General features: G+C 36.4%; 16 protein-coding genes and 1 riboswitch. All 16 genes read left to right on the top strand.

All coding sequences use genetic code 11. From position 1 onward, the window contains the following. Positions 1-2 precede the first annotated feature (2 nt). The 16 genes from QSJ81_RS10895 to QSJ81_RS10820 all read left to right on the top strand — a co-directional run bounded on the left by QSJ81_RS10895 (position 3) and on the right by QSJ81_RS10820 (position 18027). Complete coding sequence (locus tag QSJ81_RS10895; protein WP_285717420.1) at positions 3-293, top strand: YlmC/YmxH family sporulation protein; 291 nt, start codon at positions 3-5, stop codon at positions 291-293. Positions 294-357: 64 nt separating this feature from the next. Beyond that, complete coding sequence (locus QSJ81_RS10890) at positions 358-1026, top strand: general stress protein (protein ID WP_285717419.1); 669 nt, start codon at positions 358-360, stop codon at positions 1024-1026. 114 nt (positions 1027-1140) lie between these two features. Then, positions 1141-1318, top strand: a riboswitch (Lysine riboswitch). A gap of 157 nt (positions 1319-1475) precedes the next feature. After that, positions 1476-2270 carry a 4-hydroxy-tetrahydrodipicolinate reductase gene (dapB, locus tag QSJ81_RS10885; RefSeq protein ID WP_038670755.1) on the top strand — a complete coding sequence of 265 codons (795 nt, stop codon included), beginning with the start codon at positions 1476-1478 and terminating at the stop codon, positions 2268-2270. Between the two features lie 155 nt (positions 2271-2425). Further along, positions 2426-3457 (top strand): aspartate-semialdehyde dehydrogenase, encoded by a 1032-nt coding sequence (locus QSJ81_RS10880; protein ID WP_285717418.1) that lies wholly within the window; start codon positions 2426-2428, stop codon positions 3455-3457. 9 nt (positions 3458-3466) lie between these two features. Then, positions 3467-4687 (top strand): aspartate kinase, encoded by a 1221-nt coding sequence (dapG, locus tag QSJ81_RS10875; protein WP_285717417.1) that lies wholly within the window; start codon positions 3467-3469, stop codon positions 4685-4687. Positions 4688-4705: 18 nt separating this feature from the next. Next, on the top strand, positions 4706-5587 hold the full coding sequence (gene dapA / locus QSJ81_RS10870; protein ID WP_285717416.1) for a 4-hydroxy-tetrahydrodipicolinate synthase: 882 nt from the start codon (positions 4706-4708) through the stop codon (positions 5585-5587). Between the two features lie 221 nt (positions 5588-5808). Then, positions 5809-7473 (top strand): ribonuclease J, encoded by a 1665-nt coding sequence (locus tag QSJ81_RS10865; RefSeq protein ID WP_285717415.1) that lies wholly within the window; start codon positions 5809-5811, stop codon positions 7471-7473. A 121-nt stretch (positions 7474-7594) separates the two neighbouring features. Further along, the gene (locus tag QSJ81_RS10860) at positions 7595-8371 is read left to right on the top strand and encodes a ClpP family protease (protein ID WP_285717414.1); all 777 of its coding nucleotides are present in this window, start codon (positions 7595-7597) and stop codon (positions 8369-8371) included. Then, positions 8368-8589 carry a YlzJ-like family protein gene (locus QSJ81_RS10855; protein ID WP_285717413.1) on the top strand — a complete coding sequence of 74 codons (222 nt, stop codon included), beginning with the start codon at positions 8368-8370 and terminating at the stop codon, positions 8587-8589. Before QSJ81_RS10860 ends, QSJ81_RS10855 begins: the two co-directional genes overlap by 4 nt. A 369-nt stretch (positions 8590-8958) precedes the next feature. After that, the gene (locus tag QSJ81_RS10850) at positions 8959-9693 is read left to right on the top strand and encodes a helix-turn-helix domain-containing protein (protein ID WP_285717412.1); all 735 of its coding nucleotides are present in this window, start codon (positions 8959-8961) and stop codon (positions 9691-9693) included. A gap of 259 nt (positions 9694-9952) precedes the next feature. Next, entirely contained in the window at positions 9953-11875 is a 1923-nt protein-coding gene (locus QSJ81_RS10845) for a YgiQ family radical SAM protein (protein WP_285717411.1), read from the top strand. Between the two features lie 135 nt (positions 11876-12010). Next, on the top strand, positions 12011-12406 hold the full coding sequence (locus tag QSJ81_RS10840) for a DUF6941 family protein (protein WP_285717410.1): 396 nt from the start codon (positions 12011-12013) through the stop codon (positions 12404-12406). A 264-nt stretch (positions 12407-12670) separates the two neighbouring features. Continuing rightward, positions 12671-13708 carry an extracellular solute-binding protein gene (locus QSJ81_RS10835; protein WP_285717409.1) on the top strand — a complete coding sequence of 346 codons (1038 nt, stop codon included), beginning with the start codon at positions 12671-12673 and terminating at the stop codon, positions 13706-13708. A gap of 30 nt (positions 13709-13738) precedes the next feature. After that, positions 13739-15070, top strand: a complete 1332-nt coding sequence (gene rimO, locus QSJ81_RS10830) for a 30S ribosomal protein S12 methylthiotransferase RimO (protein WP_285717408.1) — start codon at positions 13739-13741, stop codon at positions 15068-15070. Between the two features lie 98 nt (positions 15071-15168). After that, entirely contained in the window at positions 15169-16410 is a 1242-nt protein-coding gene (locus QSJ81_RS10825) for a competence/damage-inducible protein A (RefSeq protein ID WP_285717407.1), read from the top strand. 36 nt (positions 16411-16446) lie between these two features. Then, complete coding sequence (locus tag QSJ81_RS10820) at positions 16447-18027, top strand: DEAD/DEAH box helicase (RefSeq protein ID WP_285717406.1); 1581 nt, start codon at positions 16447-16449, stop codon at positions 18025-18027. Positions 18028-18129: the final 102 nt, after the last annotated feature.

The raw sequence follows: 18129 nt of genomic DNA, 5'->3' as shown, positions 1-18129 counted from the left end.
AAATGCGCTTGAGTGAGTTATCAGGTAAAGAAGTTATCAATTTAGGTGATGGAGCTCGCCTAGGGATAATTGATGAATGTGAATTAAATTTTGATTATAAATCAGGCAGAATACATACTATCTTGCTACCAAAGCGAAATGGACTATTTAACTTTTTCAGCGATAGTAAAACTACGACAATTCCATGGCAGGCAATAAAGCGTATTGGAGATGAAGTAATTATTGTAGATATAAATAATGCTTATGATCGATATAGCAATTTAAATCGGGAGCGTCAAGAAAATACATATTAATAAGTACTCTGGATAAACTAACATTAAATTGCATGGAATGCATTTAATGTTAGGAGGTTTACACATGGAAAAACAGAATTGCAATCAATTACCAAACCAAGCAAGTTCAGACACCGTGGTAAATAGTTATACTGCAACAAACACTACTGCTAATACAATGCAACAGGCGCCAGTAGGAAACATGAATACAACCAATATGACAAATACACAAAATTCAAACCAAAAACAAAACTATCAACAGAACAAAAAGCAAAACCAAACCATTATTGGAGTATTTGAATCGAGGGATAGAGCTGAAAATGCAGTGAATACTTTACGTCAACAAGGCTTTACATCAGAAGAAATTAACATTGTATCAAAAAAACAACAACATGCTAATACAACACAAGATGAAACTTATGATGATGACATTGTTGATGGAACATTGACTGGTGGTACGTTAGGTGGAATTGGTGGCTTACTCATGGGGGCTGGAGCTTTACTGCTTCCCGGTATCGGGCCTATTCTTGCTGTTGGCCCTATTACGGCTGCAGTAGGAGGAGCAATTGCAGGCGGCATCGCTGGTGGGCTAATTGACTGGGGAATTCCTGCTGAAGCAAGTCAACGATATGAGCAAGAGGTTGCGCAGGGTAGCATTCTTGCTATTATTCGCACAGATACAACTAAGGTAACCTCAGCAGCCCAAATACTGCGACAAAATGGCGCTAAAGATGTAGAAAATCACAGTAAATAAATATGACTTAAAATATAATGATTGTTAAAACTTTACTTTTTTATTTAAAAGCATTGACACTACTATAATCACTATTATACAATGTATGTAATTAAATACACTTCATCCTACGCAGGATGGAATAGAGGTGCAGACAACAAAAGTACTTTCAAGGAGATTGGTCTCTATGATCTGAAAGAAAAGGGTTGCTTGCCGAAGTGCGGAAGATGCCAAGTCTTCAGTGCTGGTCTTTCATCAAATAGGTGTAAGACTGTCACTAAAAGTAACCTTTTAGTGGAGTGCTATCTTATCTAAGGCGTGGGGAAACATTTGTTTTCCCATTATCCTTATAACTGTTGAATGTACGATTGACAGCCGATGAGATTATACTCATCGGCTATTATTTTTACCTCAAGATTAACATTCATAACAATCAATGAATACATTGCTACTATTAGGAGGTGCGCAATATGATTAGAGTAATAGTGTGTGGAGCTTACGGTAAAATGGGGCGTGAGGTACTAAAAGCCATACATAACGATACGCAATTAAGTATCGTAGGAGCTGTAGATACAAAATCGGATTTTATTGATATTGGTGATTTAATCGGTGTAGAAAAAACAGGTATTATTGTTGGTAATAATCTGCAAACTGTAATTAATGAAACACAGCCACAAGTAATGGTTGACTTTACAAGACCAGAAGTAGTATTAAATAATATTCGTATGGCAATTGCTAATGGTGTTTGCCCTGTTGTCGGAACTACTGGATTATCCGAAGAAAATCTGGAAGAAATTAGTCAATTATGTGAAAAAACCAAAGTGAATGCATTAATTGCCCCTAATTTTGCCATTGGTGCTATTCTAATGATGAAATTGGCACAAGATGCCGCTAAATTTTTTCCACATGTGGAAATCATTGAATTGCATCACGACCAAAAGCTCGATGCACCCTCTGGAACTGCTTTGCAAACAGCAGAATTAATTGCGAAAAAACGTGGTTATTTACAACAAGGACATCCAGACGAAGTCGAGAAGCTACCAGGTGCAAGAGGAGGAGACTTTTCTGGTATTAGAATGCATAGTGTGCGTTTACCTGGATATGTAGCGCATCAAGAAGTTATTTTTGGTGGACTTGGTCAAACACTAACGATTCGTCATGACTCCATATCCCGTGAGTCATTTATGCCAGGGGTTGTATTGGCTTGTAAATATGTACTAACAGCAAATGGTTTGGTTTTGGGACTTGAAGAGATTTTAAAATAAGTTTATTGGAAAGCTTAATAAATAGTATAATCATAAACTTACAGCATAGCATCTTTTGCATTAAATCAGGCATCATAAGCAATAACTATAGTAAATAAAATGAATATAATAAGAATATATAATATTACGAGAAAAAATAATGGGGAGCGATATGTATGAAGAAATATAATGTAGCGATACTTGGAGCTACTGGAGCAGTAGGGCAAGAGTTCCTAGATTTAATTGAAGAACGTAATTTTCCTTTTGATAATCTAAAATTACTTGCATCAAAACGTTCCGCTGGAAAAATCATTCCTTTCATGGGAAAAGATTATATCGTAGAAGAAGCTACTGATGACTCTTTTAAAAATATTGATATTGCCTTATTTGCCGGTGGTTCTGCTAGTACAAAATTTGCCCCTGCCGCAGTAAAATGTGGAGCAGTAGTGATTGATAATTCTAGTGCTTTTCGGATGGATCCTACTGTGCCATTGGTTGTGCCAGAAGTTAATCCAGAAGCTATACGACAGCATAAAGGGATTATTGCAAATCCTAATTGTTCTACCATTATTATGGCCATGGCCCTAAAGCCCCTTTATGATCAAGCAAAAATTAAAAGAATTGTCGTTTCCACTTATCAAGCAGTATCTGGAGCAGGTAAAGAAGCAATTGATGAGTTGTCAAATCAAGTGCAAGCTGTTGTTGAAAATCGCCCTGTGGAAGCTAATATTCTTCCTAGTGCTAGCTTACCTAAGCATTATCAAATTGCTTTTAATATCATTCCACATATTGATGTATTTGTAGAAGATAATTATACAAAAGAAGAAATGAAGATGGTTCATGAAACGCATAAAATATTTAATGATTATAAGATAGGTATTACAGCAACTACTGTAAGGGTTCCTATTTATCGTAGCCATTCAGAGTCAATTAATGTTGAGTTTGAAGAAACAATCTCAGTCGATCAGGCTAAAGAACTCTTAGCAAATTTCCCAGGAGTTATTTTGCAAGATAATCCGGCAGAAATGGTATACCCAATGCCTTTGTTTACTTCCAATCAAAATGAAGTTTTTGTAGGTCGAATTAGAAAAGATAATTCCGTTCCACATGGTCTAAATCTTTGGGTTGTTGGTGATCAAATACGTAAAGGCGCTGCTTTAAATGCCTTACAAATCGCCGAGTATATGATTGAACATAACTTACTTTGAGGTGAAATAATGGGGATAATAGTTCAAAAATTTGGTGGTACCTCTGTTGCAACTCCTGAATGTAGAGATTTAGTAGTTGCAAAGATTAAAACTGCCCATGATAAAGGTTTTAATCCAGTAGTAGTCGTTTCGGCTATGGGAAGAAAAGGAGAAAGTTACGCTACCGATACATTGATTGACCTGGCACGTACTGCATATAAAGATATTGCAAGCCGTGAACTCGATCAAATTTTGTATTGTGGCGAGATGATTTCTGCTGTTATTATGACTGGAACACTACAAGCTGCAGGACTTGATGCGATTATGCTTACAGGTGGGCAAGCCGGCATTATAACCGATAATAATTTTACCAATGCTAGAATTTTGAAAGTAGATCCATCCCGAATACTAAGCTTATTACGAATGGGTAAAATTCCTGTCGTATGTGGCTTCCAAGGTGCGACCATTGATTATGAATTTACTACTTTGGGCAGAGGGGGGAGTGACACTACAGCAGCTGCTTTAGGATCAGCCCTCGATGCAGAAATGATTGAAATTTATACTGATGTAGATGGTATAATGACAGCGGATCCTCGAATTGTCAGCACTGCAAAAATACTAGACTGCATTTCCTATGGAGAGGTTTGCCAGCTAGCACATCAAGGAGCTAAAGTCATTCATCCGAGGGCTGTAGAAATTGCAATGCAAAAAAATATTCCCTTACTTGTAAAATCAACCTTTTCAGATGAACCTGGTACGCTGATAACTAATATAGTGCCAGAAGATACCACTGAGTCAAATGTCAATGACCGTGTTGCTACCGGTGTTACCTATCTTGCTAATATCGCTCAAATTAAAGTTAATTTGCATGATTCTTTGAATAACATTGCAAGCTTTAATATATTTAAATCTATGGCAAACAATGGAATCAGTGTTGATTTGATTAACGTTCATCCTGGTCAAATTATGTTTACGGTATCAGAAGAACTTGCTGATAAGGCTGCAGCTCAACTTCGCGAATTTGGTTGTGATGTGCAAACAACCCTTGACTGTGCTAAAGTTTCCGTCGTCGGTGGCGGAATAAATGGTGTTCCAGGTGTTATGGCCAGTTTTATAGAAGCGTTATCTATTAATAATATTCCTATATTACAGACTGTCGATTCACATACATCGATTTCAGTTTTAATAAAAAAATCTTTTGTACATTTGGCCGTTACAGCCTTACATGAGAAGTTTAATTTATCCTGTTAATAAGGAGAAGAAAAACAAATGAATACTTTTGGGCGGATTTTAACAGCTATGGTAACCCCATTTCATGATGATTTCAGTGTTAATTATGATGCAGCTGCAAATCTTGCAAAATATTTAATTGCTAATGGTTCAGATGGTCTAGTAGTCGCAGGCAGCACTGGTGAATCAGCAACCCTAAGTAATGAAGAAAAGCTAAGGTTATTTGCTACTGTACTTGAAGCAGTTGGCGATAAAGCTACAGTTATTGCGGGTACTGGATCTAATGATACTATGGCTTCAATAAAACTAACACAAGCTGCAGAAAAACTCGGTGTACATGGTGCCATGCTAGTAGGTCCATATTATAATAAACCTCCACAAGAGGGCTTTTATCAACATTTTAAAGCAATTGCTGATACTACTAATTTACCTTTGATTATTTATAATGTTCCTGGTCGTACTAGCTCTAATATATTGCCTGGAACAATTGCTAGATTATCGGAAATCAAAAATATTGTTGCTGTAAAAGAAGCAAGCGGAAATCTTGAACAAGTGGCTGAAATTGTTCGGACTACGCCTAATGATTTTATGGTATATAGTGGTGATGATAGCCTTACGTTACCGATATTGGCGGTTGGTGGGGTAGGTATTATTAGTGTGGCTGCTCATATCGTAGGTAATCGTATGCAAGATATGATTTCAGCTTTTAAAGATAACGACCTAGCTAAAGCGCAAGCTATACAATCAGAACTCTTACCCTTCTTTCGAATGATGTTTATTACGACAAATCCAATACCGGTTAAAACAGCAGTAAATTTAATTGGACAAAAGGCTGGTTGTTTCAGATTACCTCTAATCCCACCTACCTCAACTGAACTGGATCAGATAAAAAGTTGTTTAACTAAAATGAATTTGATATGATTCTAAAAACCTCATCCTAGTTAAAGGATGAGGTTTTTTTATCAATGCTACATATAATAGCGCAATTACAGCTTCCTATGTTGCAAATACACTTAAAAATAAGCTATAATTACACTAAGTGATGAACGACCGGATTTTAGCTCAATTTATCGAGGGGCGATATTTATAAATAATGGTTTGTTTTTCTTGCTTTACGAAAATATCTGGAGGTGCGATTCTTTTTGGTAAAAACACAACAAAAACTTCAAATTATTCCCCTAGGTGGTTTAGGGGAAATTGGTAAGAATATGACAGTTGTCCGCTATGGAGATGACATTATCGTTATTGATTCTGGTCTTATGTTTCCTGAAGATGATATGCTCGGTATTGACTTGGTAATTCCTGACATATCTTATTTATTGGAAAATCGTGATCTGGTGCGGGCAATTTTACTAACACATGGCCATGAGGATCATATTGGTGCGTTACCTTATGTACTTAAACAACTCAATGTTCCAGTGTACGGTACAAAATTAACCTTAGGAATTTTAGAAGGAAGATTAAAAGAGAACAATGTACCAACGACTAATTTGATGCCTGTTAAAGCTGGTGATCAAATTGAAGTAGGCCCTTTTAAAGTCGGTTTTATTAGGGTTAGTCATAGTATTGCCGATGCGGTAGCCCTTTCTCTTAAAACACCAATTGGTACTATCGTACATACTGGCGACTTTAAATTCGATCAAACACCTGTAGATGGAAAAGTAACAGATTTCCATAAACTTGCAGAGTTGGGTGATCAAGGTGTGTTAGTAATGCTCGCTGATAGTACAAATGCAGAGCATCCAGGTTATACAATGAGTGAAAAATCGGTAGGTGTGACATTTGATGAAATGTTTCATAATGCTAGGGGACGAATCATTGTAGCAAGCTTTTCTTCCAATGTGCACCGTGTGCAACAAGCAATTGATACCGCTTGTAAATACAAACGTAAAGTTGCAGTTCTCGGACGTAGTATGATTAATGTAGTCAATATCTCTTCTGATTTAGGTTATCTGACTGTCCCTGAGGGCGTTTTAATTGATATTGATGAAATTAATAACTATCCACCTTCTGGCGTTGTCATTATAACTACAGGTAGCCAAGGTGAACCGATGTCAGCATTAACTAGAATGGCCATGTCTGATCATCGTAAAGTAGATATTACTCCTAGTGATACAATTATTATTTCTGCTACACCTATCCCGGGAAATGAAAAATTAGTTTCGCGTACAATTGATTATTTATTACGCCAAGGTGCAGAAGTACTTTACGAAAAAACATCAGGTATTCATGTTTCAGGACATGCAAGCCAGGAAGAACTCAAAATGATGCATAATTTGGTTCGTCCTAAGTTTTTTATCCCAGTACATGGCGAGTATCGCCATCTGGTTAAACATTCCAAATTGGCGCAAGAACTTGGCATGCCAAAAGATCATATTTTTATTGCCGAAAATGGACAGGTCTTAGAATTTACACCTGATAAGGGGAGTATTACAGGAAAAGTTGCCTCTGGTATTGTCTTAATTGATGGTTTAGGAGTTGGTGATGTTGGTAATATTGTACTCCGTGATCGCCGCCAACTTTCGCAAGAAGGTATCTTAATTGTAGTTATTACTATGGACAAGCAAAATGGATGTGTTGTAGCTGGACCAGATATTGTATCTCGTGGTTTTGTATATGTTAGAGAATCAGAGCAATTAATGGATGAAGCAAAAAATAAAGTAAGGCAAACTTTAGATAAATGCGAAACCAATAATATTACTGAATGGGCCACAATTAAATCAAGCGTGCGCGATACTTTAGGAAAATACTTATATGAAAAGACACGTCGTCGTCCGATGATTTTACCGATTATTATGGAAGTATAATAATGATCTGTTAGATAAAAAAAACTTGGCATAAGCCAAGTTTTTTTCTTATCACAGAGTATGAAACTTTATACTTGGCTAATACTACATAAAGGATTTAAACTAAGATACTGGAGGTAGTATGATGCTAGAGAATGATAATCCGGTTATAGAACCACCTGGAACCAACCCAGAACAACCTAGAATACCGCAAGAATATCCTAAAAAAAATATAACGGCTAGAAAGGTTGATACCGTAGATAACATCCAAGAGTTAGGTGCAACGACAATTCCTACGGCTAAATCCAATATACATGTAATGACAATTATTGGTCAAGTTGAAGGTCATATGATTTTACCACCCCAAAATAAAACAACCAAGTATGAACATATAATGCCACAATTAGTAGCAATTGAACAAAATCCTGAAATTGAAGGCCTATTGTTGCTGTTAAATACAGTTGGTGGTGATGTGGAGGCAGGCTTGGCTATCGCAGAAATGATTTCTAGTATGTCTAAGCCATCAGTTTCTATAGTACTTGGCGGAGGGCATAGTATTGGAGTTCCCATAGCCGTATCTGCAACATATTCTTTTATCGTAGAAAGTGCAACAATGACAATTCACCCAATACGGCTTACAGGTTTAGTCATCGGTGCACCTAGCTCTTTTGACTACTTGGAGAAAATGCAAGACAGAGTCAATAAATTCGTAGTAGATCATTCTAGTATTTCCGAAAGAAAATGGAAAGACTTACTCTTTAGGACTGGAGAGTTATCTCGAGACATTGGTACTTCCGTTATCGGCAAGGATGCTATCTCTTATGGAATAATTAACGAAATAGGCGGCTTATCGCAGGCACAGGCAAAATTAAATGAGTTAATTAGAATACAAAAAGAATCTAAGGGGTTGAAACAATGACCTTATGGAGTATAATACCAGAAGAGATTGTTTTAGATAATGTAAGTACTCCAACAGTTTATGAAGAAATTGAGTGCAATAATATGAAAATGCTAGTTGAAAAAATTAGCCCAACTCAATGCAAAGTTAGTCGATTATTAACAACTAATCCCCAAGATTACTTACGCCCAGAAATCCAGCCAGGAAGTGTATTAACATATAGGCTAGTTTTAGAATAACGCCTTATTCATTACTTAACTATACACAAAGACCGTCAAAATTTCTCCTACAACTTGACGGTCTTTTTTAGTCTTTTCTCTTTTCAATGTAATATAGAGTATTCTTTCATCACTTTCGACTATTTCCAACGAAGAATGTTGAAAAATATTGCGGTTAATATCTTTTAATGTAAAATTGATGTTTTTTTGGTAAATCATTGTAGATAATTAAAAAGATACTTTGAAAAAATTCTCTATAAATGTTAGAATGTAACTATTGTTAGTATGAGATAGTTTTTCAGAAAAAAACTATTTTCATTATGCATGTTTATCAATTAGACATTTATAGAATAGTGTATAGTATTTTAGAAACTTAGGGAGGTAACTTTCGTGCAAACAGTTGGCGAAATACTGCGTAGTGAAAGAGAAAAAAAGGGGCTGTCGGTTAAAGAAATTGAAGTTGCTACCAGTATAAGAACTTTATATATAACAGCAATTGAAGAAGATAATTATAGTGTTATTCCTGGTGAGGTTTATTTAAAAGGATTTATTCGCAATTATTCTAATTATTTAGGTTTAAATAGCCAAGAAATAATGGATTTGTATCGCAAAGATCAAAATCCTAGTACTCTGGCAGACGAAAATTTATCCCCTGTAAGCAAAGTCGACGCGGATAAGCCAGTTAATAATAATAATAATATTCCAATAAAATGGATAACAATTAGTTTGTTAGCCTTGTGTGCCATTGGTGGAACCTGGTGGCTTTTAGGTAGTGCAAAATCAATACAAGAACCGAATATAGAAAAGCAAGCGCAATCCACTCCAACTATCCCAAACCAAGTAACTAAAGAACAATCTGTAACCCCTGTAGTACCAACAGTTCTAAAAAAACCCGTTACACTTACAGCAAAATATACTGATCAATGTTGGACCTTAGTAACTGCTGATAATAAAATAATCTATGAAGGCACTCCTCAAGCTGGTGATACCCTTACCTGGGAAGCAGAACAAAATATTGCGTTAAAAGTTGGGAATGCTGGTGGGATTGATATAGTATATAATGGACAAACTATGGGGAAACTGGGAGTTAAAGGTGAAGTCCTAGTCAAAACATATGGCAAATAGAAAAGCACATCATTATACATAAGGTCAATTCCCTTGCTGAATAGTATTGGATTTGACGCTTGAGAACTACCTATTTTACTTCTCAAGCAATGACTAAGGCTTTTGCCTACGTCTAAGAACTTGGCAAAAGCCAAGTCTTTTCTTATTTTACTATTCATTAGTAAAATAAGTTTTTAAAATACAAAAAGACATGTAACAATTGTATCCATTATTTATAATCGACCACGATGGATTATATTGTTTTAGGAGAAGTAAAATTATGAAAAACGATTTTCTACCAATTTGCAAAGAAGATATGGTCAAGCGTGACTGGGATCGATTGGATTTCTTATTTATTAGTGGCGATGCGTATGTGGATCATCCTAGCTTTGGACCTGCTATTTTGTGTCGGCTACTAGAGAAATACGGATATCGCGTAGGCATTATCTCTCAACCAGACTGGCGCTCAACGTTAGACTTTAAGAAGATGGGGAAGCCTCGTTTAGGGGTATTGGTGTCGGCAGGAAACCTTGACTCCATGTTAAATAAATTTACTGCTGCAAAAAAATATCGGAGTACTGATAATTATTCCCCTGGTGGAAAGGCGGGTTGCCGCCCCGATCGGGCTACAATCGTTTATTGTAATCGCATTCGCGAGGTGTGGAAAAACATCCCAATCATTATTGGCGGAATTGAAGCAAGCCTTAGACGTTTTGCTCATTACGATTATTGGTCTAATTCAGTACGCCGTTCAATTTTAATTGATAGCCGGGCGGATATTTTGGTATATGGCATGGGCGAAAAACAAATAAAAGAAATTGCCGATCAGTTGCAACAAGGTATAGATATATCAGATATAAGAAGCGTACAAGGCACTTGCTACAAATCTGATACCACTGAACATTTATGGGATTATATTGAAACGCCTAGTTACGATGCCGTGAATACGGATAAAGAAGCATTTAACCAAGCGTTTAAAGTTCAGTACCAAGAACAAGACGCTATTCGTGGTAAAACAATTGTTCAAAACCATGGTGAATATTTTGTAGTACAAAATGCACCAGCTTTGCCTTTATCAACTGTAGAAATGGATGAAATCTATGATCTCCCTTATCAACGAACTTATCATCCTATCTATGAAAAAGCTGGTGGTGTTCCAGCAATCCAAGAAGTACAATTTAGTTTAGTTAGCCACCGCGGTTGTTTCGGCGGATGTTCTTTTTGTGCAATTGTTTCACATCAGGGACGTATTATCCAAAGTCGTAGCCAAGAGTCGATTATAAATGAAGCTAAAACAATCATCGCAATGCCTGGATTTAAAGGATATATCCATGATGTTGGTGGTCCTACCGCAAATTTTCGTATACAATCATGCCAAAATCAATCTGAGAGAGGCACTTGTAAGGGGCGACAATGTTTGGCGCCAAATCCCTGTAAGGAATTAGAAACGAATCATACAGATTATCTAACATTATTACGTACGTTGCGCGCCTTGCCAGGTGTAAAAAAGGTTTTCATTCGTTCAGGATTACGCTACGATTATCTAATGGCGGACCCAAATAATGAGGAATTCTTACGTGAATTATGTGAGCATCATATTAGTGGACAACTCAAAGTTGCTCCAGAACATATTTCGCAAAAAGTGACTAATTTAATGGGTAAGTCCAGTAAAGGCGTATATTTAAAGTTTATGAAAGCTTATAAGCGTGTCAATGACTTAATCGGCAAAGAACAATATCTTGTTCCTTATTTTATGTCAAGCCATCCCGGATCTGGTCTTAAGGAAGCTATTGAATTAGCTGAATTTATCCGAGATTTGAATTACAGGCCAGAACAAGTGCAAGATTTTATTCCCACTCCAGGGAGCTTATCTACTTGCATCTACTATACAGGTACCAATCCTCTTACTAATGAGAGAGTCTACGTTGCTAAAGACATTCATGAAAAGAAAATGCAGCGAGCATTGATGCAATATCGCGATCCCAAAAACTATATGTTAGTATATGAAGCGCTCACAAAGGCCAACCGCCAAGATCTCATTGGCCATGGACCTAAGTGTCTAATTCGTCCTCCACATAATTCAAATTGCAAATCACACACATCAACAAGTGGCAAGGTAGTAAAGGATATAGGACGTAGTAAACAGTCAAAAACAACCACATCACGTAAAAAGAATATAAAGAAACATACTAAAAGTCGCTAATTAGCGCAAACAGGTGATAATTAAGGTAATACACACGTGTCCAATATATTATTCTACTATTTTAGGTACATGCCTCACATAACTCCATAATTTTCAGACCATACTAACATAAAAACTAGTAGGAGGAGAGTATTAATGAATCTTGCTGAGCCTCATTTGCAAGCCGCATTATTATGTGAAGGCATGACTACCGATGAAAATGGACGGCACACAATCTACAATGAATTTAGTCAATATACTATGGGATATTCTCAGCCCTTCACAATTCTTACAATTTGGCGGGGCGCAAATGATAATTCACATAAAAGTTATAAAGAAAAAATTGAAATACTCGCACCAGATGGAAGAGTTGTAGCGAGTGGGGAGAATGGCCCCTTTTCCTTAGAGAATAATACGTATCGACAAATTAATAATATTCTCTTAGAAGATATTGACTTTACTCATGAAGGCGTTTATGAATTACAAGTAAGTTTACTTGATTCTCAAGATTCCATAATTACTCACCACTCTGAACCTATAACAGTAATATAATATCATAATCATTTTAAACCTAAAAAGAACCATTAAGATGTTGTATCTATATTTATCTACAGGAAAGCTTTAAATGATTAATTCCTCTGAGCCCTCAGAGCCTACATTCACTACTACGATTGTACGTATACTACAATTCCATCTAAAGAGGGGGGGGGCTTAGTATAATCTAAGCCCTTTCTAGTACTTTAGAGAAAATTGACTTGCATAGAGGACCAATAAGAGGTATAGTATTATTGGTCTAATTTGTACTGGAGGTAGCATATGCGTCGTTATCTGCCAATTCTATTAATCGCGTTCTTTGTACTTGTCATTGTAATTGCTGGCAGTACTTCCTTACAGGGCTATGCTGATAAACAAAATCCTGAAAAAAACATGAAAAGTATTAATGTTTATACAACATTACCTATTGAGCAGCTCTCACTCTTAGCGCAAGAGTATGAAAAATCTAAGAACGTGCGCATTAATCTTATACCGCTTTCCGAGCAGGATTTGTTAACAAGGATTCAAGTAGAAAAAGCTACACCTCATGCTGACGTTATTATTGCTAACCGTTCATTATTAGAACAAGCACAAAAAATTAATACAATAGCGCCATACACTTCTGAACAAATAGATATAATACCTGATCGATTTAAAGATGCAAACAATTATTGGACAGGTCTTTGGTATGATCCTATCGTATTTGCTGTTAATCAGGACTACTTAAAGAGTCTTCCTAAATCACCAACTAAATGGAATGACCTTACTTTAGACAATAAATGCCGCATAGGTATCACGGATTTTTTAGCAGCAGAGGCTTCCGCAAATTTATTTTATACACTATTATCTGCAAATGGTGAAACACAAACATTCGCCTATTTAAAAAAATTACATCCTCAGATTGTACAGTATGCTAAATTTCTAACTACCCCTATACGAATGGCAGGGATGGGAGAGGTCGACATAGCTATTGCCACGCAAAACGAAACAATACATTATATGAATGATAAGTTTCCTATTGCATTGTTATATCCTGAAGATGGAACTTCTTTTATTTTAACGGGTGCAGCTTTAATTGCTGGCACGCACAATGAATCGGAGTCGAAGGAATTTATTGATTGGTTACTACAAGATATTGCCCAAAGTACTTTGTATACCAATAATTTTTATTATGTTCCTACAAATCCAGAAACGCTTATCTATAAATACTATGATACTAAAAATATTAAACTTTGGGACAAGAAAGAAAATTTTTCATTTGAGCAGAAAAGCCAATTACTTGATAAATGGATAAAAACAGTACGGCTAGCTTCAAAGTAAAAATATTATCTATACTAGGAGGAACACTTAATGTTAAAAGCCGGGTTTATAAGCCTGGGTTGCGCTAAAAATCTTGTAGACACAGAAGTCATGTTAGGACTATTAGCCGCCAATCAAATTAAACTAACCGATAACCCCCAAGAAGCGGATATTCTCATTATTAATACATGTAGTTTTATAGAGTCAGCCAAAGAAGAATCGATAACGACAATTCTTCAAATGGCTGAATATAAAAAACAAGGTAATTGTAAATGCCTAATTGTAGCTGGTTGCCTTGGACAGCGATACCAGCAAGACTTATTGGATGAATTGCCAGAAGTTGATGCCATTGTTGGCACAGGGGATTGGCATCGCATTATGGAAGCAATTAATAGCACAATGAATAATAAAAAACGTGTATTATTAGTTGGAGAAACCAATACTCTTTATGATGAAACTATGCCACGCATTAACACTACACCTTTTTATAGTGCTTATGTTAAAGTTGCCGAAGGATGTAGTAACTGTTGTTCTTATTGTGTAATTCCAAAAGTAAGAGGCTCTTTCCGTAGTCGAAAGATGGAATCGATCGTTACAGAAGTTAAAAATCTTGTTGCGAACGGTGTGAAAGAAGTTAATTTAATTGCACAAGATACTACTAGTTATGGTCGTGACTTGTATGGTGCAGCTAAATTAACAGACCTTTTAAAAGAACTGGTTAAAATTGATGGGCTTATGTGGATTCGCTTGCTTTATTGCTATCCGAAGCATTTTTCTAATGAACTTATTGAACTTATTGCGACAGAATCTAAAATTTGCAAATACATCGATTTACCTCTACAACATGCAAATGATACTATTTTGAAATCAATGCTGCGGCAAGATAGTCGAAAAGATATTGAAAATCTATTAAATACTTTACGCTCCAAAATTCCTGGCATTACAGTTAGAACATCTTTTATTGTTGGTTTCCCTGGAGAAACAGAAGCTCACTTTGAAGATCTTCGACAATTTGTAATGGCTCAGAAATTTGATAGAGTTGGGGTATTTACCTATTCGCAAGAGGAAGATACAATAGCTGCTAATCTTCCAAATCAGGTATCCGATGAGGTTAAACAAGAACGTTATCATAACCTTATGACATTACAGTGCCAAATATCTGAACAACTTAATCAAGAGCTTGAAGGAACAGTCTTAGATGTATTAATTGAACAAGTCAACACTGAACCAGAGATTGTTGTTTCTGGGCGTTCATACCGTGAAGCACCAGATGTCGACGGACAGATATACGTTGAAAAGGCAACTAATTGTAGACCTGGAGATGTTATAAAAGTGAAAATCGTCCAAGGATTTACATATGATGTAGTTGCTGAAAAATTATAGAGCTATTTGTAAAATTTTATAAGCTCGCTACTGTTTAACAGTTTAGCAGCTATATGTTTTATTTATATAATTGCCCAATTATGGGGGAGTGATTTTACATGATCGTAGAAATAGTGGCTACTGGAACAGAACTACTTTTGGGTCAAATCAACAATACCAATACACCTTTTTTATCTCAGAAGCTAAATGAATTAGGTTTTGACGTTTTATATCATTCAACAGTTGGTGATAATAAAACACGAATGACAGAAGTATTAAGTAATGCATTAAGCAGATCAGATATAATAATTACATCAGGTGGATTGGGGCCCACACAAGGTGACATCACAAAAGAAGTAACTGCACAGTTATTAAATCGCCCTTTATTTTTACACGAAGAGAGTGTAACTCATATGGCATATCTTTTTGCCAAACGTCAACTCCCTATGCCAGAAAACAATTTACGACAGGCAATGATACCAGAAGGTGCTTATGTAATAAAGAATGAGCGTGGCACCGCTCCAGGTGTGATTCTAGAACATGATAATAAGATAATTATTCATTTACCTGGACCTCCTCACGAATTGGAGTGGATGTATGAACATGCAGTGATTCCTTACCTAAAAACCAAATTTGGATTGCAGGGAGCCATTGTCTCTAGGGTATTACATACTTATGGTATCGGCGAATCCTCTTTAGAAGAGAAAATCAAAGATTTAGTTATCTCTCAGTCCAATCCAACTATTGCATTGCTTGCAAGACCGGGTGAAATTATTATTCGACTTACTGCAAAAGGTAGTGCAAGCATTGAAGCCACAGAATTAATCGATGAACTGGAGAGAAAAATCCGGCATAAAATTGCCAATTACATTTGGGGTCTGGATAATGATACTATCGAAGCAAATATTGGGAAAACTTTAACTGAAAAGAAGTTTACTGTTGCATTAGCCGAATCATGTACGGGAGGTCTGGTTACCAGTCGCATTACCGACATTTCTGGTAGTTCAGATTACCTCGTGGGTTCTATAGTTTGTTATACCAATAGAATTAAAACTGATTTTATTGATGTAACTCCGCAAATCCTCGCTGAGCATGGAGCTGTAAGTCAAGAAACTGCTTGCCTTATGGCTACTGGTATTCGTCGAAAATTTGCTGCTAGTATTGGAATAGGGATTACCGGCATAGCTGGCCCAACTGGCGCTACTCCAACAAAACCTGTTGGTACGGTATTTATTGCAATTGATGGCCCGGCTGGTATACAATGCCAACATCATACATTTAATGGTCAGCGTACTGATATTAAATATCGTATATCACAAGCCGCTTTACATATGCTAAGAGAGTATACATTATCGTTATAATATAATATTTTTAAAAAAATTAGGGGGCAATACACATTGAACGAAACTCAATTATTTGGTAATATTCCATTAAGCAAAAAACTACTTTCAGCGATCGCTGAGATGGGTTTTGAAGAACCATCACCTATTCAAAACCAAACAATTCCACTTGTACTTGAAGGCCACGACGTTATTGGGCAAGCACAAACAGGTACTGGTAAAACAGCTGCCTTTGGTATACCTGCAATAGAGCGTATTACAGACAATCGCCAAATTCAAGTACTAGTACTTACTCCAACCCGCGAACTTGCTATTCAAGTATCTGAGGAATTGGCAAAAATAGGCAAATTTAAAAGAATTAGAACTTTACCTATTTATGGTGGACAACCTATTGATAGACAAATTAAAGCTCTACGTTTAGGAGTTCAAGTGGTAATTGGTACTCCGGGCAGGCTTTTAGATCATATTCGTCGCAAAACAATCAAACTTGATGCTGTAAGAACATTAATCCTAGATGAAGCAGATGAAATGCTTGATATGGGTTTTGTGGAAGATATTGAGACAATTATGCAACAACTTCCTGTTGAAGGAAGACAAACACTTCTATTTTCTGCTACTATGCCAGGACCAATTGCTAATTTAGCTAAGAAATATATGAATAATCCTAAAACCATTTCAATTAGTAGAGAACAACTTACTGTTCCTCTTATTGATCAAGTGTATTATGAAACTCGTGAGAAACTCGAAGCATTATGTAGAGTTCTTGATGTTGAAACAACTGGAAAATCGATAATCTTCTGTCGTACTAAAAGAGGCGTAGATGATTTGGTAGTTTCATTGCAAGGACGAGGTTACATGGCTGATGGCTTACACGGTGATTTAAGCCAAGCACAACGTGATAGAGTTATGAAAAAATTCCGTGATGGTAAGCTTGAATTACTGATCGCTACGGATGTTGCTGCTCGAGGTATTGATATTGATGATATCACTCATGTCTTCAATTATGACATTCCTCAAGATAATGAAGCTTATGTACATCGTATTGGACGTACAGGCCGTGCGGGTAAAAAAGGCGTGGCGATTACTTTTATTAATCCTCGTGAATATCGTCAACTTAAACTTATTGAAAAACTAACTAAATCCCGCATCGTACGTAAGCAACTCCCATCTGCTGCCGACATTTTAGATCGTCAAAGAGAAATTATCAAAAATCGCTTAGTACAAATGATTGAGCAAGGTAAATTTGAAGTCTATCAAGACATTATCGTAGATTTAGCAGCTGATTATGACCCGATAGAAATCGCAGCAGCCGCTTTAAAGCTGGCACAAGAAGGTTTTAAAGAAAAATTTGCTGTTGAAGAAGACAAACCTGATTTCACTAATACAGGTGCTGAAGCAGGCATGGTTCGCTTATTTATTAATGCCGGCAGAGCTCAGAAAATACGCCCTGAAGATATTGTTCGCACCATAGCCGAAGGAGCCGATATCCCTGGAAGCAATATTGGCGTAATCAATATCTATGAAAAATTTACTTTTGTAGAGGTTCCTATGGATATTGCCGAGCGTGTTATCGCTGTATTGCATAAGAGTTCTATTAAAGGATATAAAATTAACGTTGAACCTGCGAAAAGCAGATAGTGGCGACTCCTATAAAGAATCGTTTCCAAAGAATGCTTTTGATTCTAATAAGAAGAGGACTTTATGTCCTCTTCTTATTTACTTATATTTCCCATTAGCGCC

The sequence above is a fragment of the Pelosinus sp. IPA-1 genome (assembly GCF_030269905.1).
Classification (GTDB): domain Bacteria; phylum Bacillota; class Negativicutes; order DSM-13327; family DSM-13327; genus Pelosinus.
This window is presented reverse-complemented; position numbering and strand designations above follow the sequence as displayed.